Origin of the sequence: Arthrobacter sp. Rue61a, assembly GCF_000294695.2 — a bacterium.
GTDB lineage: Bacteria > Actinomycetota > Actinomycetes > Actinomycetales > Micrococcaceae > Arthrobacter > Arthrobacter aurescens_A.
In genome coordinates this window covers 960406-978467 of sequence record NC_018531.1, presented here as the reverse complement: position 1 = coordinate 978467, position 18062 = coordinate 960406, and the positions used below count along the sequence as shown (strand labels likewise).

The following is an 18062-nucleotide window of genomic DNA, read 5'->3' as shown; positions in this document are numbered from 1 at the left end:
TACTCCTAACTGACCGTAGAGAGGTCGTTGTTCTTAGACTCCCGCGTCAGCAGGATGAAGACAATCGATACCAGCGACATGACGGACAGGAACACCACCACGGGGACGATACTCTGGCCGGCGTCCTTGTAGAGTCCGGCGACGATTCCCGGGGTGAAACCAGCGCCGATCAAGGTTGCCAGCTGGTAGCCGACGGCCGCGCCGGTATAGCGGTTAGTGGTGCCGAACTGCTCGGAAACGAACGCTGCAAGGGGCCCGTAGAGGGACGAATGCAGAATCAGCGCCACCGTGAAGGCCAGGAAGACCAAGGCGATGTTGCCGGAGCTGAGCATCCCGAACATCGGGAACAGGTACAGGATGAACAGGGCCAGGCCCGTGACCATGACCGGACGTCGGCCGAAGCGATCGGACAACCGGCCGCCCAGGAGCACGAACAGGATGGAGATGGCCGAGGCACCTGCGAAGGCATACAGTACGCCCTGCTGTGGTGCGCCCTTGGATACTGCATAGGTTACGGAGAACGTGGGCAGTACTACTTGGAGGCCGAAGCCGGCAGCACCGGCAAACATGATCATGATCAGCGCTTTGGGACGCTTCAGAACTTCCAGCAGCGGGATCTTGCGTTTGTAGCCCTGGGCGCTTTCCTTGGCCACGGCTTCGGCGAAGATCGGGCTCTCGGAGACCCGGAGCCGGACGAACATCCCTACGATCAAGAGGACGAAGGACAAAAGGAACGGCACACGCCAACCCCAGGCCAGGAACGCGTCCTGGGGAAGGGCAGAGAAGATGCCCATGACCACGGTGCCCAGAACTGCGCCCGTTGGGGCACCGGCGTTCACGAACGACGCCGCAAACCCGCGCCTCTTGGGGTCCGAATGCTCCAAAGCCATGAGGGCGGCCCCACCCCATTCACCGCCGACGGCGATGCCCTGGCATACACGCAGGACCACCAGAATCACGGCACCCCACGGTCCGATGATGTTGGCGCCAGGAATCAGTCCAATCAACGTGGAGGCGATGCCCATCATCGCCATGGAGACGATCAGCATGCCCTTTCGGCCGATGCGGTCACCGAAGTGCCCGAAGATGATGCCGCCCAAAGGCCGGGCAACATAGCCCGCCGCGAAGGTGGCATACGCGGCGACCACGCCGACCCACTCGTCAGTACCGGCGAAGAACACCTTGGGGAAGGCAACCGCGGCGGCCGTTGCGTACAGCAGGAAGTCGTAGAACTCGATGGTGCTGCCCAGATAGCTGGACATGATGACCGTGCGCGCCTCTTTGCGCTTAGCGGCCGTGCTCGACTGTGCGAGCGCAGTGTGTCCTGACATGGCTGTTCCTTGGGAGAGGAGGGAAAAGGGGTGGGATCTTTACTTGTAAAAACGCTTCTTACTTGTAGAAACGGGCGAGGAATTCGGCCACGACGGCGGGGCGTTCCTGGCCTTCGATCTCGATGGTGGCGTTGACCTTGATCTGGGCTCCGCCTTTGACCTCGGTGACCTCGGCAATGGTGCCGTGCATGCGGACCTTGGAGCCGACTTTGACCGGGGAGGTGAAACGGACTTTGTCCAGGCCGTAGTTGACCTTGGTGGTGACGCCTTCGACGTCGAACAGTTCGCCCCAGAACGGGATGATCAGGGACAGGGTGAGGAATCCGTGTGCGATGGGGGCGCCGAAGGGGCCGTCCTTGGCGCGCTCGGGGTCCGTGTGGATCCACTGCTGGTCATCGGTGGCGTCGGCGAACAGGTTGATCTGCTGCTGGGTGATTTCGCGGTAGTCGGTGGTCCCGAGGTCCTTGCCGGACATGGTGAGCAGGGTGTCGAAATCGACGAGGAGATTGGGCATCTTTGCCTCCTGGTTGTTGTGTTTTGGTGTGCGTTGTTCAGTGGATGAAAGCACTCTCGCCCGTCAGGACGCGCCCGACGATGAGGGCGTTGATTTCGTGGGTGCCTTCGTAGGAATAGACGGCTTCCGCGTCGGCATGGAAACGCGCGACGTCGGCCGCGAGCGTTATGCCGTTGCCGCCCACCACTTCGCGGGCCAGGGCGACGGTTTCGCGCATCATGAGGCTGGTCTGCATCTTGGCCAGGGCAGAATCCTGGTCCCGGTAGATACCCCATGCCTGCTGTTCGGTGAGCCGGACCACCAGAGAGAGGGATGCCGTGATGTTGCCGAGCATCCGTGCCAGCTTTTCCTGGACCAGCTGATAAGAGCCCAGGGACCGGCCGAACTGTTGACGTTCCTTGACGTAGGCCAGGCCGGCTTCGAAGGCGCCGGCCTGGATACCGGTGGCGATCCAGGCAACATCCGAGCGCATGGCCCTGAGCATCGCGGCAACGTCCTTGAACGAGTTCACGTTGTGCAGCCGCATGGCCTCGGGGACCCGCACATTGTCCAGGGTGATGTGGGCGTTCTGCATCATCCGCAGCGAGGTCTTCCCGTGGATTTTCTCCAAGGTTACTCCGGCGGCGGTGCGGTCCACGAGGAATGATTTGACCTGTCCGTCGGCGACGTCGCGGGCGAAAACGCACAGCACATCCGCCGTTGAGGCTCCCCCGATCCACCGCTTCGCGCCATCCAAAACCCAAGTTCCGCCGTCGAGGTTTGCTTCGAACCGGGCCGTGGTGGAAAGCCCTCCCGCGATGTCCGAACCGTGCTCCGGTTCTGTCAACGAGAAGACGCCCTTGAGGGAGAAATCGATGACCTTGGGCATCCACTCCTTTTGCTGATCTTCGGAGGCACCCACCCGGATTGCGGTGCGGAACAGTCCAGCTTGAGCGGTGTACCAAGTAGCCAGGGAAGCGTCCGTGCGGGCAAGTTCGAAGATTCGGAAACCGTGGAAGATTCCCCGCGCGGGGGCCTCAAAGGTGAGATCGGCCGGTTCCATCACGTCAAGGTCGATCAGCGGCCTCGCGAGCTGCTCGGGGAATTCGCCCCTCTCCCAGTATTCGGCCAACAGAGGTTTCGCTTCGGTCTCCAGGAAGGCCCTCAAGCGGCCCAACACCTGGCGTTCTTCGGTGCTCAGCAGCGCCTCAGCGTCGTACCAATCCGCCACGGAATACAGCCTCTGATCCGTCCCCGGTGTCGCAGTCGTGCTCATCTCAACCGCCCAGTCCCAGCAGCCGGACGGCGTTGTCCTTGAGGATCTTCGGCCGAACCTCGTCCTTCAGCGGCAGGTCCGCGAACGCACCCAACCACTTCTGCGGGGTAATCAGCGGGAAGTCGGTGCCGAACAACACCTTGTCCTGCAGCACGGAGTTGGACAGCCGAACCAGCGATTCCGGGAAGTACTTGGGCGACCAGCCTGACAGGTCGATGAATACGTTGGATTTGTGGGTCGCGATGGAGTTCGCTTCGTCCTGCCACGGCACTGACGGGTGGGCCATGATGATCTGCAGCCCCGGGAAATCAGCCGCCACGGCGTCGAGCAGGAGCGGGTTCGAGTACGCCAGCTTGATGCCGTACCCGCCGGGAAGCCCGGCACCCATACCGTTCTGGCCCGTGTGGAAAATACACGGCAGCCCGAGTTCCTGGAGCGTTTCCCAGAGCGGGTAGAACTGCTCGTTGGACGGGTCGAAGCCCTGCAGCGAGGGGTGGAACTTGAAACCCCGGGCGCCGAGCTCAACAGCCTGGTGCTTGGCCCCGGCGATCGCGTCCTCCCCGGTCCTGGGGTCAACACTGCCGAACGGAATGAGCACATCATTGTTTCGCGCAGCTCCGGCAATCAGCTCAGGGATGCTGTTGGGCTCATGCTTGAGCTGCGTGCGGGCATCGACAGTAAAGACGACGGCGGCCATGTTCAGTTCCCGGTACACCTCGGCGATCCTGTCCAGGGACGGGGTGCGGTCCTCGGACTTGAAGTACTTCGCCGAGGCTTCCGTCAGCGCGTCCGGGAGCGAGCCGTGCCCGCAGCTGTCCACTTCGAGGTGGACGTGCATGTCGATCGCATCCAACGCCGATGCGTCGATGCCCAGTTCATAATGGTCGGCCATGATCAGCGCGCCTGTACCGCTTCAGATTTGGCTGGCTCGGGCCGGAGTTCCTCGGGAAGCGGCAGGAATTCCTCGCCGAAGCTCTGCAGCGCCTCCGCGCCAAAGAGCGAGCCGGCGCTTTCCTGCAGTGCTTCATAGCTCCAGCCGCCGTCGCGGTATTCGGTGGTGGCCGCCGTCGGGTGCGTCCAGACCTGAAGCCGGTCACCGCCGGCACCGATCGCTTGGCCGGTCACTCCCGCAGCCGCGTCAGAGGCAAGGAACGCGATTAGCCCGGCAACGTCGTCGGCCGTTCCGAAGCCGAGGTCGTGGCGGAAGAAGGACGGCATGGCCTCGCCGCGTTCCTCGGCTTCTACGGCCTTCTGGAAGTACGGGACCGTCTTGGTCATCGCTGTCGCCGCCACCGGAATCACCGAATTGACCGTCACGCCGGCCTTCTTCATCTCCAGCGCCCAGGTTCGGACCATGCCCACGATGCCGGCCTTCGCCGCTGCGTAGTTGCTCTGCCCGAAGTTTCCGCGCTGGCCCGTCGGTGACCCGATGGTGATGATCCGACCCGCGATGTTGTTTTCCTTGAAGTACGCGAACGCCTCACGCACACAGGTGAACGTACCCTTGAGGTGCACGTTGATCACCAGGTCAAAATCCTCGTCCGTCATCTTCAACAGGCTCTTGTCCCGCAGGATCCCGGCGTTGGTGACCAGGATGTCCAGCCGGCCGAAGGCTTCAACAGCGCCCGCAACCAGCGCTTTGGCGGCGTCCGTGGTGCCCACTGGAACCACCACGGCGGTGGCCCGGCCGCCGTCGGCCTCAATCTGCGCAACGGCTTCCGCAGCGGTCTCAGCGTTCACGTCGTTGATCACGACGGCGGCACCCCACCGGGCGAGTTCCTTCGCGTAAGCGAGTCCAAGACCCTGTCCACTCCCGGTGACGATTGCAACCTTGCCGTTCAAGCTCATGGCGTGCTCCTTCGCATGCAGTAACCGGCTGGAGCCGGTGAGGCCGATCCCACTGCATCGTGAGATCCTTGTCATGATCAATGAGAATACGGATCATTGAAAAAGTCAACGATTGTTTTTCATTACTATTGGAGTTGTCATGGGCCCGCAAAGCACCGAAGTGGAAACCCCGCGCCTGGCGGCAGCAAAAATCGGCAGCGATATGGGCCTGTTACTGGCCAAACTTCACGCCACAGGTTCACTCCTCAACAACAAGGCCTTGGCTGATTATGGACTCCGGGAACGGTCATTTTCCGTGCTAACCCTCGCGTGCAGCGGCTTGGAACCCACGCAACGTGAGCTCGCCGATTTCCTCAGCCTGGACCCCAGCCAAGTGGTCAGCCTTGTGGACGACCTCGAGCACCGCGGGCTCGTCAAACGAGCCCAAGGCAAGCAGGACCGTCGGGCCAAGATCATCGTCTCCACAACTGAGGGCCGGCGGATCCACAACAAGGCGCGGGCGGCGCTGGAAGTATGCGAGCAGACCCAGCTCGCGGCGCTGAGTGAGGAAGAGAACGTGCAATTGAGGACGCTGCTCAAGAAGGCGTTGTGGGGCTAGGCTCGGCGCCAGCCCGGTCCTAGCCAGCGATGGACATCTGCACAGCAGCGCCCGACTAGCGTATGCACCTGTCCATATCGGCATGCGGGCGCTTCTGTCAGGATCGGAAACTATGAACTTCCCACTTTTCCACGATCCCCTGCAGGGTGCCGTCACTGCCGACGCCCCCGTGCGTGATCCCCAGATCCACCGCCAAGCCCGCACCACCAACCGGCCGCCCCGCCAAGCCACTCATGGTTCAAAGCCAAGCCGGTCCGCCAGGCAGCGCGAGGTAGCCAAGGTGGCCGAAGACCTCCAAGCTTTGATGGCGAGGACCATCGGCAGGCACTGATTTCGAGGGAACTCTGACTTGTCCACAGCCGCTCTCAGGTGACTTGTGAACTTGTCTGACGCCAGGCCTATATCGGCGGGGGCTCCATGGCCGTAGTCGCCTACCACCACGGCAGTCTGGAGTTGGGGCCGCCATCGGCCCTTACTTTCCAGATGCGGCTCATGGAGGCTGTTGCGGGCGGCATGATCGAGGACCACCGCCGCGCCGTCGAAAGCTACGCCCGCTTCCGCCTGCAGACGCCAGTCACCGAGCCCTCTCCCGGCACCCTGGAAGTAACGTGCTTCGCGAAACCGGACAACGTCACCAACACCGTCGTCTATCGGCACGGCGACAGCGCGTTCCCGATCCACCGCAAAGAGAACTTCGCCGCACGCACCACTCTCAAACCAAACACCGAATACATCATCGAACACCGCAGCGTGATGGGGGACAGCACAGGTGCGCTCACGGAAAACACGGTAGAGAAGTACTACACCGACGACACCGGCACAGTCACGCGCGTAGACACATACGCAGGCGTCAAGGGCGCGTGGCCCCCCCGAACTGAACAAACCCATGCCCAACGTCACCTACAACGTCATCGCCCAAGTCGACGGCGGACTACAGAACACGTTCACGCTTATCACGGACGATTTCGCAAAGCCAAAATTCATTGGGGCACATATCACTGGAACCCTCAAGGGTGACATGAATCGTAATGCCTGGCAGCAGCTGTTAGCGGGCAGGAGGGTTGGCGGTTCCGCCTATGATGGCGGACACTTGATCGCGTCGCTTTTTGGTGGTCCGGGTGAGAGCGCCAATCTACTCGCTCAGCACATGTTCCAGAACAGAGGCCACGGCAATCCGAACAGTGATGCCAACGCCTTGGCGTTCTACCAACTCGAGAGAGATCTGTTCTCCCAGGCCCAAGAACGCTTCAATGCCGGACAAACCATAGACTTGCATATGGAAGTGGAAGCCGTCCCGGGTCCCAAGCCAGGGCTTCCGAGCTCGCTGACGGTCGATTACAGATTCGCCGGTGGGCGAGCGGAGTTTGCAGAATTCGACAACCTCGTCCAGGGAGATATGTAAGTGCCTGATTTCAGCAACTCGACTAACAGCACCAAAGTTCAGGAAGCTTTGCTGAATCTTCATAAAGTTTGCATGGGTTCAGGCGGTGACTTTACTGATGTTGACGAAGTGCTAATTACCCAGTATATCTTTGCTGGTTATTCACACCGGTATGTTGATGTACGTATTGCTGGACAATGGACGTTTACTACGAACCAGCGCATTAGCCGATCTGCCCTGATGTGGTTGAAAGAGCTAAAGAAGGATGCTTACCAGCCAGGACTCGGAAGCTGGGTGACTGCTCAAGTACATCTATTCCCCCAAGCTTCCGGCTCCATTCGAGTCTTTGATGAAGAAGTTCAACCGCCAACGGCAACTTCAGGACGCAAAGGTACGGCGGAAGTCATCTCCTCCGAGTTATTGGCATTTCCGCGGACGCTAGAAAACATCCCCGCTTGGATGCTGTCTATTCTAGAGACCGCCCACATGTCTCCACCGCTCTATAACCGGGAGCAGGGTACCGTTGAATGGAACAACAAGCGCCTACCAGTTAGCGACTCCGGTACGGATTTTTCCAGGGATCCTGCAGTCATCGTTTCTTCGGACGAACCAGGCGTCTTTGCCAGGATCAGCAAGAAACTGTTCGGAGCATAGCCTACCGATAGCAGTCAATGGTGTTCGGCCAACTCCCGCCACTCGGAAGCCTCGTCACCCTCCTGACCAGGCTTGAAGCCGTTTCTTCAGAAGGACGACGCCAAGCAGGTATCCGTGACTGGCACAGTTGGTGCCGATACTCGCCTAGGGAACTCGTTGGAAATTGCTTTCTCCCTCGGGATGACGACTTCATGCCTTCGAGTTCCGGCTTGTCCTACCTCGTCGAGGAAATCGGAGAACTCTGGAATGCTACATGGTTTGCCGCGTTAACGGAAGAAATTATTGATGCTATTGAACAACCATTCGGCGAACCGGAAATTGGAATTATTTCGTACTGGGCAGACAGCATCAAACGCCCACTGCCGGCATCGAGCGATGTAACCGTACGAAAGACCGCCAACGGCATGCTCGCTCAAGTACACGATATGGGCAGTAGAGGGGCCATCACTTACTCACTGAAAGTGAAACAGATATAAGGCACAGCTCTTTCATTAAATTCTGAATTCTTCGAGGAGCCGGCGTAGAGCCCACGCCGGAACCCGTTAGTATCCACACCATGGGCATCCACATCGGCACCTCGGGCTGGAGCTACGACCATTGGGAGAACGTGCTGTATCCCCCGGGCCTTCCGGCGTCCAAGCGCCTGGCCCATTACACGGCACGATTCAATACGGTGGAACTGAATGCGAGTTTCTACCGTTGGCCTCGCGACACGTCGTTCGCGAGTTGGAGGGTACGGCTTCCGGCTGGCTTTGCCATGTCGGTGAAAGCACCGCGGGGCCTCACGCACGGCAAGAAACTCTACGGTCCGGAAGTTTGGGTGGAACGGATCGTCCGGTGCTGGCACGAACTAGGCGACAAAAGAGCGGTCCTGTTGGTCCAGCTGCCACCAGGATTTGAACGGGACGACGCCCGACTCGACTATTTCCTGTCCGCGTTTCCGCAGTGGATCCGCATAGCCGTCGAGTTTCGGCACGACAGTTGGGACCACCCGGGCGTCTACGCCTTGCTTGAACGCCACGGAGCCGCCTACTGCATTATGAGTGGCGCCAACCTGCCGTGCATCCTCCGGGCCACCGCACCGTTCGTGTACATTCGCCTGCACGGCCCGGACCACGAGCACCTCTACGGTGGCTCATACTCCGATGACGATCTCCGATGGTGGGCGGACAGGATTCGGGAGTGGGACGATTCCGGCAAGGATGTCTATGCCTACTTCAACAACGACGGCGGCGGTAACGCCGTGCGGAATGCTGACACTTTGCGGTGGCTGCTTGGGGTCAGCTGAGCTCGCTGATCCCCAAGCTTGGATGGCGGGCGCCTCTAGGCCAGGCGTCCGCGCACGATCTCACTGACGGTCTTGCCGTCAAAACGTCCTGCAACCCTGGCCGTGACGGGCTTCATGACCGCTCCGATGGAGCGCATGGAAAGTTCCTGCCCGTCAGCCTTCAGGGCCTCAATTGCCTCGTCCACGATTGCCTCTACTTCTTCGCGGGTGAGGGCCTTTGGCAGGTAGGCCTCGATGATCTCCGCCTCAGCGACTTCGGCCGCTGCACGGTCTGTTTCTCCGGCCTCCGTGTAAATGCGGGCTGTGTCCCGGCGCTTCGCAGCTTCCTTTTGGAGCAGCGATGTCACCTGGGCGTCGTCCAGCTCAACGGGAGTCTTTCCGGACTTCTCGCGGGTAGTTATCTCGCCCAACACGTTGCGGACAGTGGTGAGGGCAATCTTGTTGCCGGCTTTCATGTGGTCTACGACGTCGGCTTTCAAGCGTTCTTTGAGTGTCATGATGTTGCTCCTTGTTCGGGGTCTTCCTGCTATCTTCCCAGCTTGGGTAGTCACCCCGGGTCTCCCGCCGCACCGGGAGCAAGCCATAACATGGGCCGTGTGATGCTACAGGCTTGTATCAACGGGGCTCGAGAGGTCTCACAGCACCATCGGTTGACAGCTAATCCGGCCGCCATTGCCCGAGAGGCAGCGGCGTCGGTGGCTGCCGGCGCCCACACTCTGCACTTCCACCCCAAGAATCCGCTGGGTGAGGACACCCTGGAACCTCACTGCCTGGCCTCATGGCTGACTGCTCTCCGTAAGGCCTGCCCAGCCACTCCATTGGGCGTGACAACAGGTGCTTGGAGCTCCCCGGATGCACCAACCCGGTTGAGGATGATTGAGTCCTGGCACGAGCTTCCTGATTTCGCATCCGTAAATTGGCACGAGGAGGGCGCAGAGGAAGTCGCTGAAGCCCTTCACGCCCGCGGCATCGGCGTAGAGGCCGGAATTTGGCACGCCGACGCGGCACGTGAGTGGGCCTCCTCTCCGCTGCGGGGCAAATGTTTGAGGGTGCTGGTGGAAATTCAAGACATTCCGGCCGAGAATGTGGAAACGGAAGCCAAGAGCCTCCTGGATCTGGTGACTGACCAGGCACAATCCGATAGCCAGCATGCCGTCCAGCCGCCCGCCCTGCTCCATGGTGAGGACCGATCAGCCTGGGCTGCGCTGCAGCTTGCGGCCCGGTGGGGATTGGACACCAGAATCGGCCTTGAGGACACGCTCGTGCTCCCAGAAGGAATCCAAGCTGACGGCAATACGAAGCTCATTGCTGCAGCAAAAATTCTCCTTGCGACCTGAATACTAAGCATGCTTAGCTTATCGAGTCGCTGGACATCAGGTTCATCTGAGAACCAGTTGACCCGCTAACCGCATCAAGGAGCCGCAGCGCTTAGGAGGAACTCCCATGCCACTTTCAGAAAGGGAGCGCAAGGTACTTCAGCAGCTTGAGCGCGAGCTCTTCATCCAAGACCCTGACTTGGCTCGGCAACTGGAATCCGGAGTTCCTGTACGCGGTCCTGTTCACCCCCGTATCCGCGACGTCGTGACTGCCGCCGTCGGAGTGCTGTTGATCCTGCTAGCCATCCCCTTCAACGTATTTCCGTTTGCCCTCGCCGGCATGCTTCTTGTTGCACACGCATTGTTGGCTCACAGGAAATACAAAAACGAGTCCTCGTCAAGACTCCTTTGAAGGCAACGCCCCCGGCGGTTCCTGTTCCGTCGGTTCCCTCTCCATCGGCCCGCTGACCACTACCTGCGCAGGGCTGTGGAGGAGGTAGCCGTTAAGCCAGGAGAACAGGGCACGGATTTTTTGCTGGAGCCCTGACAATAGAGCGAGGTGTACCAACAGCCAGGACAGGAAGGCAAGGATGCCCTGCAACTGGATTCTCTTGCGACCCAACTCTGCCACCGCGGCACCACGCCCCACCATCGCCATGTAGCCCTTGTCCACATAACGGAAGGGCGTTCGACTGCCCCCGCTGAGGTCCGCAAGAATGTTCTTCGCCGCCCATTTCCCGGCCTGTTGGGCCACCGAACCCAGCTGCGGTAGTTTTGCCCCCGTTGAATCCGTGATGTTGGCTGCATCTCCAATGACGTAGACGCCATCCGCGTCCGGGGCAGTCAGGTCCGGACGGACATCTATTCGTCCGCCTCTCCCCTGGGCAAGGCCGGATCCGGAAATGAGGTCGCCCGCTTTGAGTCCCCCGGCCCACACCACGATATGTCCGGGCACGGAGCTCCCGTCGGCCAAAGTCACTCCGTTGTGCCGGACCTCAGTCACGCCCACACCCATGTGCAGTTGAACTCCCACCTTCTTCAAGTGCTCAGTGGCATAGCTCTGGGACTTCTTGGAAAACATGTTGAGGACGCTGGGAACCATATCCACCAGATGCACACGGCAGCGTGCTGCCAGCTCGCGCGAGAAGTACTTACTCACAACGTATTTGACGTTTTCGGCCATCGCTCCAGCCGTTTCAACTCCGGTAGGTCCGCCGCCTACCACCACGACATCCACTGACCCGTCGGGGTTTCTGTCGGCCTGGTCCAACAACCGTGTGAGGCCGGTCCCAAGCCTCGTCGCATCCGTGACGGAATACAGCGGGAACGCATGATCTTCCGCACCGGGTGTGTTGAAGAAGTTCGGGACCGCCCCAACCGCGATGACCAGGATATCCGCCCGCAAGGTTCGCCCATCAGCAGTCCTGACCGCTCGCTCGGCGGCGCTGACGGAGTCCACCTTCGACGTCAGAACCTTGACCGTTTTGAAGCGGCGGAAAACGGAACGCAGTGGCCGGGCAATGGCTGACACTCCGATTTGCGATGTTGCTACTTGATAGAGGAGCGGCTGGAACTGGTGGTAGTTGTTCGCATCGATCAGCAAGACGCGAACGCCCTTGCGCCCGAGCTCCTTGGCTGCTGCCACGCCTGCGAAACCGGCACCGACAATGATGACTGGGTATGAGTCCTCCATGCGAGCAACTTACTTCACTCCAAGTCCGGGCAACAGGGGTTCGCGATTGCCGTCGAGTGTTTATCCTCTGGCCCTGTGGGTACGCAGTGGGTAGTGTTCTGCATTCGGCAACGCACGCGGAAGGGTGATCTTTGTGAACGAGGACGGGCTGACGGACGCAGTGCAGGAAGCGGGAGCCGTCGAGCTGCTCCTGATCCGGCACGGCGAGAGCGAAGGCAACGTGGCCGCAACGGAGGCACGTTTGGCTGGAGCCGAGGTCATAGATGTTCCGGCCAGGGATCCTGACGTAAATCTCTCCGGCACTGGACAGGACCAAGCCAAAGCATTGGGGACGGCGCTGGCCCGGATCGCCGATGAACTCCGGCCGGATGCTGTTGTTTCCTCCCCCTATGCGAGGGCCCTGCAGACGGCGGAAATCGCAGTTGAGACGGCAGGCTGGCCCGTGAAGGTTCTCACCGATGAGCGTCTCCGCGACCGCGAACTGGGCATCTTGGACCGGTTGACACGCTTGGGTGTGGAGACCCGATATCCGGACGAGGCCGAGAGGCGGCTATGGCTGGGCAAGCTGTACTACCGGCCACCTGGCGGCGAATCGTGGGCCGATGTTGCACTCCGCATACGCTCAATCCTGGATGAGCTCAACACTTTGGGAACAGGGCAGCGGGTGATGCTGGTCTGCCACGACGCCGTCATCCTGCTGGTCCGTTACGTCTTGGAAGGAATGTCCGAGGAGGAAATTCTTGACTTGGCAGCCACAACGTCTGTGCTGAATGCATCGATCACAAGGTACGTGCGCCCTTCGGGTGCGGGGCCTTGGGAACTGGAAAGCTTCAACGTGGCTGACCACCTCACCGAACAAGGTGTCACTGTCACCGAGCACGCCGGGGACGCCAGTGTCCACCCCCAGTGACTCCACCACACCCACGCTGGTGACACCGTCGCTTCTGCGTGACTGGCCGCTGCCGGCACCGGGAGATGACAAGTACTCGCGCGGTGCCGTGCTGGTCATCGGTGGAGCACGTGTGACCCCTGGCGCGGCTTTGCTGGCCGGAATCTCAGCCCTTCGCGCAGGAGCCGGGAAAATTACCTTGGCCGTTGCCGAATCCGTGGCAGTGCAGGTGGGAGTCGCGTTGCCGGAGTGCGGCGCACTTGGACTGCCCGAGAACGCCAGCGGGTCCCTAACCGGTGAGGGGTTGGACCGGATCTCGTCCTACCTGGAGCGCGCCGATGCCATGCTGATCGGGCCAGGCTTGGACGATCTGGAACTGGCGGAATCGCTGCTGCGAACGCTGTTGGAGCGGGAGGAGTCCCACGCTGCCCCCGGCACTGAAGGAGGTCCCGCCGTCGTTCTTGACGCTTTTGCCTTGGGCGGACTGGTTAAGGTTGAGGATGTACTGGAACCGTGGCGTGGCCGGCTGATCCTCACGCCGAACCCCACAGAGACCGGAATACTCCTGGGCAGGGATGTAGGGGATCTTGGAGCTGATGTAGCTGAGGTCGCTCGCAGGTTCGATGCGGTGGTGAGTTGTCAGGGATACATCGCCGGACCCGGCGCCGAAACAGCAGACGACTCGACGCTGTGGAAGATCACCACCGGCTATGGCGGGCTGGGAACGTCCGGCAGCGGCGATGTTTTGGCAGGCGCCATTGCGGGGCTCCGCGCGCGCGGTACCAGCGACGCTCAAGCTGCTTGCTGGGGCACGCACCTTCACGCCGCCGCTGCCGACCGCCTGGCCAGCAAGCTCGGCCCGCTCGGATTCCTGGCCCGCGAGCTCGCCGACGAACTGCCCGCCCTCATGCTGGAACTCAATACCTGACGGGCGCGGTTCGCGACGGGAACCTAAGCGGGCTTCAGCAATTCATGCTCCACGACGGCGGCACGGGACAGCGTCTTATAGCCCTCCTGTTCGAACAGAACAGTCATGACGTCGTCCTCGTGCCGCATCACCAGACCCGGACCCCACTCTTTGTGGATCACGGTGGACTGCAACGGGAACAGGTTCTCGGCAGTTGAGGTGAGGTGACCGGCGGAACCCGACCCCGCGTCGTCGTGATTTTCAGCGCACGCATCACAGTTTCCGCAAGGTTCCGGCAGGTCCTCCCCAAAGTAGCCAAGCAGGAACTGACGGCGGCAAGCATCCGTCTCGGCGTACGCGCGCATCATGGTGAGCCGGGACTGGTCAACGCGTTGCCGGGCCTCAGCCAGCTCGACGGCGCGGTCCACCAGCGTGGTCAGCTTGGCTTTGGAACTGAGCCGGGTGCCGCGCTTGCCTGTTGTGACGGCACCGGCTTCCTCCAACTGGTTCACCAGCGCGGTGACGCGGCGGGCGGGGAAGCCGGTGAGCTCCACCAAAGCGGTTTTCGGGACGGGTGCGCCCGCGTTCTTGATGACTTTCAGCACCGCTGTGAGCGCCTCCGCGTCCGGGGAATGGGTGGCGAAGAACTTACGCAACCCCAGGTCTTCGGCACGGTAATGGAGTATCGCAGTGGCCGGTTCGCCGTCGCGGCCCGCGCGGCCGATTTCCTGATAGTAGGAGTCCAATGACTCCGGGATATCCGCATGCACCACGAAGCGGACATTGGGCTTGTCTATGCCCATACCAAAGGCTGTAGTGGCAACCACGACGTCCAGTTGATCGTCCAGGAATCTCTCGTGGATACTTTCCCGGTCAGAGTCCGCCCGCCCCGCGTGGTAGGCCTCGGCTCGGAGACCATGCTCGGTCAGTTTGGCCGCGTATTTTTCGGTGTCCTTGCGGGTAGCGGCATACAGCAGCCCCAGTCCCTCCGCCTTGGCAAGCGCGACTACCTGTTCCATCACAGCTTTTCGCTTGCCTTTGTCCTCCTGATGCCGGACAACATCGAGGCTGATGTTCGGGCGATCGAAGCCACGAACCAGAACCACCGGTTCCGTCATGCCCAGCCGCTTCACGATTTCGTCACGCACTGGTGGGGACGCGGTTGCGGTCAGGGCTATGACCGGCGGGTTACCCAGGTGTTCGCGGACGTGGCCCAGCTCGAGGTAATCCGGGCGGAAGTCATGGCCCCAGGAAGATACGCAATGTGCCTCGTCCACTACGAACATGGTGATGTCCAGCTTGGCGATGCGCTCCACTGTTTCCCGCTTGGACAGTTGCTCGGGGGCGAGGAACAGGAAAGCTGCTTGGCCGGACTCTACGGCCTGCCAGGCTGCCTCCACCTCCGCATCGCTGCGGGAAGAATTGATGGCGACGGCGGCTCCCTCACCCAGGTGCTCTGCCAACCCGTCCAGTTGATCTTCCTGCAAGGCAATAAGAGGAGAAACCACGACGGCGGGTCGGCCCGTTTTGTTGTGAAGGTACAGCGCTGCGACTTGGTAGGTAGCAGATTTTCCGTAACCGGTGGGCATAACGGCCAGGACATCACGCCTCTCGACGAGGGCGGTCATGCCAGCGAGTTGGCCCTCTCGTAGCTCAGGCAAGGAAAAGGAAGAGGCCGCCAGGGCGGTCAGGGCAAGGTCATCGGACATTAAAGTGTGGCTCCGCGTTGTGGTTCCTGCGGCCACTTGCATCAGCCGAGGTGACCAGCCTAGCGCGGGCGAGGCTCCGCCGTCGTACGCTGTTTGCCCGGTTGTGGATAACCCCGGGTGAAGTTAGCGCGGATCCCGGGACCGCACCTGATAGCTCAGGTGGGTGACGCGTGTTCCCGGAACGATCACGGGATCGTCCAGCACGATGACCGTTTCCAGGTGCTCGAACCAGCGAATACCGCTTCCGAGGAGGACAGGCACCAGGTCTACACGGAGTTCGTCAATCACACCGCGGCGCAAGCACTGCTGCACAACGTCCGCGCCCGCGACGCCTATCTCCTTGCCCTCCGCGAGGTCGGCCGCGCGTTCCAGAGCTGAGTCCAGGTCTCCGACGAATTCGAACGGCACCGGCTTGCCGTCCCGCCGGACCGGTGGCCAATCCGCCGGGGGTTCCCGGTGCGTCAGGACAACGGTGGGTGACTCATTGGGCGGATGTCCGCCCCATCCCTTAGTCATATCGAAGATACGCCTGCCGGAGATGAATGCACCCTCCCTTGGAAGCGAGTTCCAGTAGGCGGCATCAGCTTCGCTGAGGTGAAAGGGCACGGGATGGCCGGGCATCCAGGTTTCAACATTTCCGGCTTCATACCAATCGAACAACGGCCCGATTCCGTCGTCTTCCCGGGCGATAAATCCATCGAGGGACACCGAAAACTGGGCGGAAACGCGGCTGTTCCTGTACATGAGATCAGTGTGGTGGCAACGCCCGGGTTGTCAAGAATACTGCCCCCAGAGAAGGTAATCAGGCTACTTATAAACGGTGGCAGTTGTGCCTATGCTTATTCCATGGAGCCCACGTCAGCCATCCTTTTAGTGCTCATCGGTGTGGTCGTCTGGCTCGGTGCCACCATCCTGCCCTTGGCCCTCCTTCCCTCGTCGCGCGCCGAGGACGAGCACAAGCCCAGAGCACACCACCCCCGCCGCCCCAGGCGTGAGCCGCGCGCCGTCCACCGGTTTCGGCCATCCTCACTGAAGGTCCGCTCGGGGCACCACGCCCACGCGCGGCCACACGGCGCTTAGCCATGCGGCCGCAGGCTACAGCCCGGCTACAGCGGATTGCCAAACTCCCGGATGGTGATTCCGGAGAAGTTCGCAGGGCCACCGTCCGCATAGAGTGAGATGCCGCTATCGCCGTCCGCGAAGTGAACCTGCTGTGAAAGCACAGTGTGCCCCGAGTTCACAAACACCTCAACGCTCTGCGTGTCCACGAAGATGCGTAGATGGACTGACCGCGCGTTGGCGTCGATAGGGGCTGCGGCCCGAGTGTACGGCACCAGGGTGTACCCATCTTGGTCTGAAGGCGCACGGTCGACGTATAACTCATCGCCGTATTTGCCGATATTGGTATGTCGGGATCCGTCCGGGGAACGGCCAACAGATACCCCGACGTTAGCGGCCAGGTTCCATGAAATGTGGACCTCCAGTTCGTAAGCGCGCCCGTTCCATGGCAGTACCAGACTGCCGTTAACCGTGCGGTCGGGCAGGGTCGTAGTGGCGGTGACATAACCCTGCAGCGCGCCGACCGGGGAGCTCAGCAAGCTGTACCAACCTCCGGATTGACGCTCCAACCGAAGTTCACGCGTCATGGAGTTCTGCCCGTTGTAACCGTCGGAGGCATCTGTGGGTACGTCGCGGGCGGCGTACTTCCAGTTGTTCATCCAAGCGATCGCCAGACGCTTCGTTTCGGGGGCCTCGACGGAGGGCCAAGTCACGGCGGCGTACCAGTCCCATCCCCAATCGAGCCACTGCGGAGTTAAGTCATCAGCAATGAACGCCGCGCCGTTCCAAGTACCCGTCCAATAGGCAAAGGTCATAGGCAGATCGACGCCGTATGCATCCATGCTCGCACCAAACACCCAATGCCGCGTGCCGTCGCCTGCGGTCATCTCAAAAAGATCAGGACATTCAATGCCTCCCAGGGCGTGGTTCGGGTAATCGAAGTTGGATTTCCAGTTCCAGTCCCGCAGGTTTGCGGAGGTGTAAAACGCTGCGTACCGAGCCCGTCCGATCACACACACCCACTCATTACGCGCTCCGTCCCAGTGGATCTTCGGGTCTCGGAACCACTCTGCGTTCTCAATCTCAGCCTGGGTGGCGGCAGATCGTCCGTCTGTGTTCACGATTACCGGGTCCGGGAGGGCGGAGAACGTGTAACCGCCGTCGGTTGACCAGTACAGGTACTGCTCCTGGAACTTTCGAATGCCGCCAGTTGGCTGAGTAGCCAGTGCGACTACGGTCCCGGCACCGAAACCAGCGGTGTTCGCGATGTCCACTACCGCCGATCCCGACCACACCGGGAAGTCGGGCTGCAAGGGCATGACCTCACCGTGATGAGTGAAGGCGACGCCGTCACCGGTAGTTGCGTGATCCCATCCACCCGGCCCGTTGTTCTGGCTGGAGTGGAGGTAGTAGAGCTGGTACGCGCCGTTGGTATGGACTGGACGTTGCGGATCACACAGCCAGCCGGAAGGCGGAGTCATGTGGTAAACGGCCCGAAGTGATGTCTGGGCGTGCGCGGCTACGGGAGCGGCGTTGCACAAGAACAGCGCGATGGCGCCAGCGCTTGCACCTTGTAGTGCAGTGCGTCGAGAGATGTCGTACGTCATTGATTCGTTCCTC

At 61.1% G+C, this 18062-nt stretch carries 22 protein-coding genes; 12 read left to right on the top strand and 10 right to left on the bottom strand.

The annotated features are described in order from the left end of the window. Positions 1-5: 5 nt before the first annotated feature. Genes ARUE_RS04625 through ARUE_RS04605 form a run of 5 tightly spaced genes read right to left on the bottom strand, consistent with a single transcriptional unit; the run spans position 6 to position 4948 of the window. The gene (locus ARUE_RS04625; RefSeq protein ID WP_011773702.1) at positions 6-1331 is read right to left on the bottom strand and encodes an MFS transporter; all 1326 of its coding nucleotides are present in this window, start codon (positions 1329-1331) and stop codon (positions 6-8) included. A 58-nt stretch (positions 1332-1389) separates the two neighbouring features. Then, complete coding sequence (locus tag ARUE_RS04620; protein WP_014920885.1) at positions 1390-1845, bottom strand: MaoC family dehydratase; 456 nt, start codon at positions 1843-1845, stop codon at positions 1390-1392. A gap of 37 nt (positions 1846-1882) precedes the next feature. Then, a complete protein-coding gene (locus tag ARUE_RS04615) occupies positions 1883-3100 on the bottom strand; it encodes an acyl-CoA dehydrogenase family protein (RefSeq protein WP_014920884.1) in 1218 nt (405 codons plus the stop codon). A gap of 1 nt (position 3101) precedes the next feature. Further along, on the bottom strand, positions 3102-3992 hold the full coding sequence (locus tag ARUE_RS04610; protein WP_014920883.1) for a 4-hydroxyphenyl-beta-ketoacyl-CoA hydrolase: 891 nt from the start codon (positions 3990-3992) through the stop codon (positions 3102-3104). Positions 3993-3994: 2 nt separating this feature from the next. Then, positions 3995-4948, bottom strand: a complete 954-nt coding sequence (locus ARUE_RS04605; protein WP_043469818.1) for an SDR family NAD(P)-dependent oxidoreductase — start codon at positions 4946-4948, stop codon at positions 3995-3997. A gap of 139 nt (positions 4949-5087) precedes the next feature. Here ARUE_RS04605 and ARUE_RS04600 point away from each other — a divergent pair, with 139 nt between their 5' ends. From ARUE_RS04600 to ARUE_RS04580, 7 genes are all read left to right on the top strand, one after another. After that, positions 5088-5546: a MarR family winged helix-turn-helix transcriptional regulator gene (locus ARUE_RS04600; RefSeq protein WP_014920881.1), complete on the top strand. Its 459-nt coding sequence runs from the start codon at positions 5088-5090 to the stop codon at positions 5544-5546. Positions 5547-5658: 112 nt separating this feature from the next. Continuing rightward, positions 5659-5877, top strand: coding sequence for a hypothetical protein (locus ARUE_RS04595; protein ID WP_014920880.1), 219 nt, complete (start codon positions 5659-5661; stop codon positions 5875-5877). Positions 5878-5963: 86 nt separating this feature from the next. Beyond that, a complete protein-coding gene (locus ARUE_RS24045) occupies positions 5964-6563 on the top strand; it encodes a hypothetical protein (protein WP_162486115.1) in 600 nt (199 codons plus the stop codon). After that, positions 6457-6948 carry a DNA/RNA non-specific endonuclease gene (locus ARUE_RS23345; RefSeq protein WP_502691471.1) on the top strand — a complete coding sequence of 164 codons (492 nt, stop codon included), beginning with the start codon at positions 6457-6459 and terminating at the stop codon, positions 6946-6948. Before ARUE_RS24045 ends, ARUE_RS23345 begins: the two co-directional genes overlap by 107 nt. After that, on the top strand, positions 6949-7581 hold the full coding sequence (locus ARUE_RS24040) for a hypothetical protein (protein ID WP_162486114.1): 633 nt from the start codon (positions 6949-6951) through the stop codon (positions 7579-7581). Between the two features lie 209 nt (positions 7582-7790). Then, a complete protein-coding gene (locus tag ARUE_RS04585) occupies positions 7791-8057 on the top strand; it encodes a hypothetical protein (protein ID WP_162486113.1) in 267 nt (88 codons plus the stop codon). Positions 8058-8137: 80 nt separating this feature from the next. Then, positions 8138-8869, top strand: coding sequence for a DUF72 domain-containing protein (locus ARUE_RS04580; protein ID WP_014920876.1), 732 nt, complete (start codon positions 8138-8140; stop codon positions 8867-8869). Positions 8870-8904: 35 nt separating this feature from the next. On the opposite strand, the gene ARUE_RS24460 is transcribed toward ARUE_RS04580, so the two are convergent. Then, a complete protein-coding gene (locus ARUE_RS24460) occupies positions 8905-9366 on the bottom strand; it encodes a GatB/YqeY domain-containing protein (protein ID WP_043469814.1) in 462 nt (153 codons plus the stop codon). Between the two features lie 90 nt (positions 9367-9456). Between ARUE_RS24460 and ARUE_RS24455 the strand changes: the two genes are divergently transcribed. Beyond that, the gene (locus ARUE_RS24455) at positions 9457-10206 is read left to right on the top strand and encodes a 3-keto-5-aminohexanoate cleavage protein (RefSeq protein ID WP_043469812.1); all 750 of its coding nucleotides are present in this window, start codon (positions 9457-9459) and stop codon (positions 10204-10206) included. 106 nt (positions 10207-10312) lie between these two features. Beyond that, a complete protein-coding gene (locus ARUE_RS04565; protein ID WP_011773691.1) occupies positions 10313-10597 on the top strand; it encodes a DUF3040 domain-containing protein in 285 nt (94 codons plus the stop codon). Here ARUE_RS04565 and ARUE_RS04560 read toward each other — a convergent pair. After that, positions 10583-11878, bottom strand: coding sequence for an NAD(P)/FAD-dependent oxidoreductase (locus tag ARUE_RS04560; RefSeq protein ID WP_014920874.1), 1296 nt, complete (start codon positions 11876-11878; stop codon positions 10583-10585). The two genes, ARUE_RS04565 and ARUE_RS04560, sit on opposite strands and share 15 nt — an antisense overlap. Positions 11879-12002: 124 nt before the next feature. Here ARUE_RS04560 and ARUE_RS04555 point away from each other — a divergent pair, with 124 nt between their 5' ends. Both ARUE_RS04555 and ARUE_RS04550 read left to right on the top strand, forming a co-directional pair. Beyond that, positions 12003-12788, top strand: a complete 786-nt coding sequence (locus ARUE_RS04555; RefSeq protein WP_014920873.1) for a histidine phosphatase family protein — start codon at positions 12003-12005, stop codon at positions 12786-12788. Continuing rightward, positions 12772-13695 carry an NAD(P)H-hydrate dehydratase gene (locus ARUE_RS04550; protein WP_187329924.1) on the top strand — a complete coding sequence of 308 codons (924 nt, stop codon included), beginning with the start codon at positions 12772-12774 and terminating at the stop codon, positions 13693-13695. The genes ARUE_RS04555 and ARUE_RS04550 overlap by 17 nt, the downstream gene beginning before the upstream one ends. A gap of 23 nt (positions 13696-13718) precedes the next feature. On the opposite strand, the gene ARUE_RS04545 is transcribed toward ARUE_RS04550, so the two are convergent. After that, positions 13719-15383, bottom strand: coding sequence for a RecQ family ATP-dependent DNA helicase (locus ARUE_RS04545; protein ID WP_187329923.1), 1665 nt, complete (start codon positions 15381-15383; stop codon positions 13719-13721). Positions 15384-15506: 123 nt separating this feature from the next. Next, positions 15507-16127, bottom strand: a complete 621-nt coding sequence (locus ARUE_RS04540; protein WP_014920871.1) for a dihydrofolate reductase family protein — start codon at positions 16125-16127, stop codon at positions 15507-15509. A gap of 102 nt (positions 16128-16229) precedes the next feature. On the opposite strand from ARUE_RS04540, the gene ARUE_RS24035 reads away from it, so the two are divergent. Next, positions 16230-16463 carry a hypothetical protein gene (locus ARUE_RS24035; protein WP_143711609.1) on the top strand — a complete coding sequence of 78 codons (234 nt, stop codon included), beginning with the start codon at positions 16230-16232 and terminating at the stop codon, positions 16461-16463. Between the two features lie 26 nt (positions 16464-16489). Here ARUE_RS24035 and ARUE_RS04535 read toward each other — a convergent pair whose 3' ends face one another. Continuing rightward, positions 16490-18049 carry a glycoside hydrolase family 32 protein gene (locus ARUE_RS04535; protein WP_014920870.1) on the bottom strand — a complete coding sequence of 520 codons (1560 nt, stop codon included), beginning with the start codon at positions 18047-18049 and terminating at the stop codon, positions 16490-16492. Positions 18050-18062 lie beyond the last annotated feature (13 nt).

Coding starts and splice junctions, on each gene's coding strand:
- ARUE_RS04615 (WP_014920884.1), bottom strand. CDS start 3,100: ATGAGCACGACTGCGACACCGGGGACGGATCAGAGGCTGTATTCCGTG.
- ARUE_RS04605 (WP_043469818.1), bottom strand. CDS start 4,948: ATGAGCTTGAACGGCAAGGTTGCAATCGTCACCGGGAGTGGACAGGGT.
- ARUE_RS24035 (WP_143711609.1), top strand. CDS start 16,230: ATGGAGCCCACGTCAGCCATCCTTTTAGTGCTCATCGGTGTGGTCGTC.
- ARUE_RS04565 (WP_011773691.1), top strand. CDS start 10,313: ATGCCACTTTCAGAAAGGGAGCGCAAGGTACTTCAGCAGCTTGAGCGC.
- ARUE_RS04580 (WP_014920876.1), top strand. CDS start 8,138: ATGGGCATCCACATCGGCACCTCGGGCTGGAGCTACGACCATTGGGAG.
- ARUE_RS04625 (WP_011773702.1), bottom strand. CDS start 1,331: ATGTCAGGACACACTGCGCTCGCACAGTCGAGCACGGCCGCTAAGCGC.
- ARUE_RS04535 (WP_014920870.1), bottom strand. CDS start 18,049: ATGACGTACGACATCTCTCGACGCACTGCACTACAAGGTGCAAGCGCT.
- ARUE_RS04560 (WP_014920874.1), bottom strand. CDS start 11,878: ATGGAGGACTCATACCCAGTCATCATTGTCGGTGCCGGTTTCGCAGGC.
- ARUE_RS04620 (WP_014920885.1), bottom strand. CDS start 1,845: ATGCCCAATCTCCTCGTCGATTTCGACACCCTGCTCACCATGTCCGGC.
- ARUE_RS04600 (WP_014920881.1), top strand. CDS start 5,088: ATGGGCCCGCAAAGCACCGAAGTGGAAACCCCGCGCCTGGCGGCAGCA.
- ARUE_RS04595 (WP_014920880.1), top strand. CDS start 5,659: ATGAACTTCCCACTTTTCCACGATCCCCTGCAGGGTGCCGTCACTGCC.
- ARUE_RS04540 (WP_014920871.1), bottom strand. CDS start 16,127: ATGTACAGGAACAGCCGCGTTTCCGCCCAGTTTTCGGTGTCCCTCGAT.
- ARUE_RS24045 (WP_162486115.1), top strand. CDS start 5,964: ATGGCCGTAGTCGCCTACCACCACGGCAGTCTGGAGTTGGGGCCGCCA.
- ARUE_RS24455 (WP_043469812.1), top strand. CDS start 9,457: ATGGGCCGTGTGATGCTACAGGCTTGTATCAACGGGGCTCGAGAGGTC.
- ARUE_RS04610 (WP_014920883.1), bottom strand. CDS start 3,992: ATGGCCGACCATTATGAACTGGGCATCGACGCATCGGCGTTGGATGCG.
- ARUE_RS24460 (WP_043469814.1), bottom strand. CDS start 9,366: ATGACACTCAAAGAACGCTTGAAAGCCGACGTCGTAGACCACATGAAA.
- ARUE_RS04545 (WP_187329923.1), bottom strand. CDS start 15,383: ATGTCCGATGACCTTGCCCTGACCGCCCTGGCGGCCTCTTCCTTTTCC.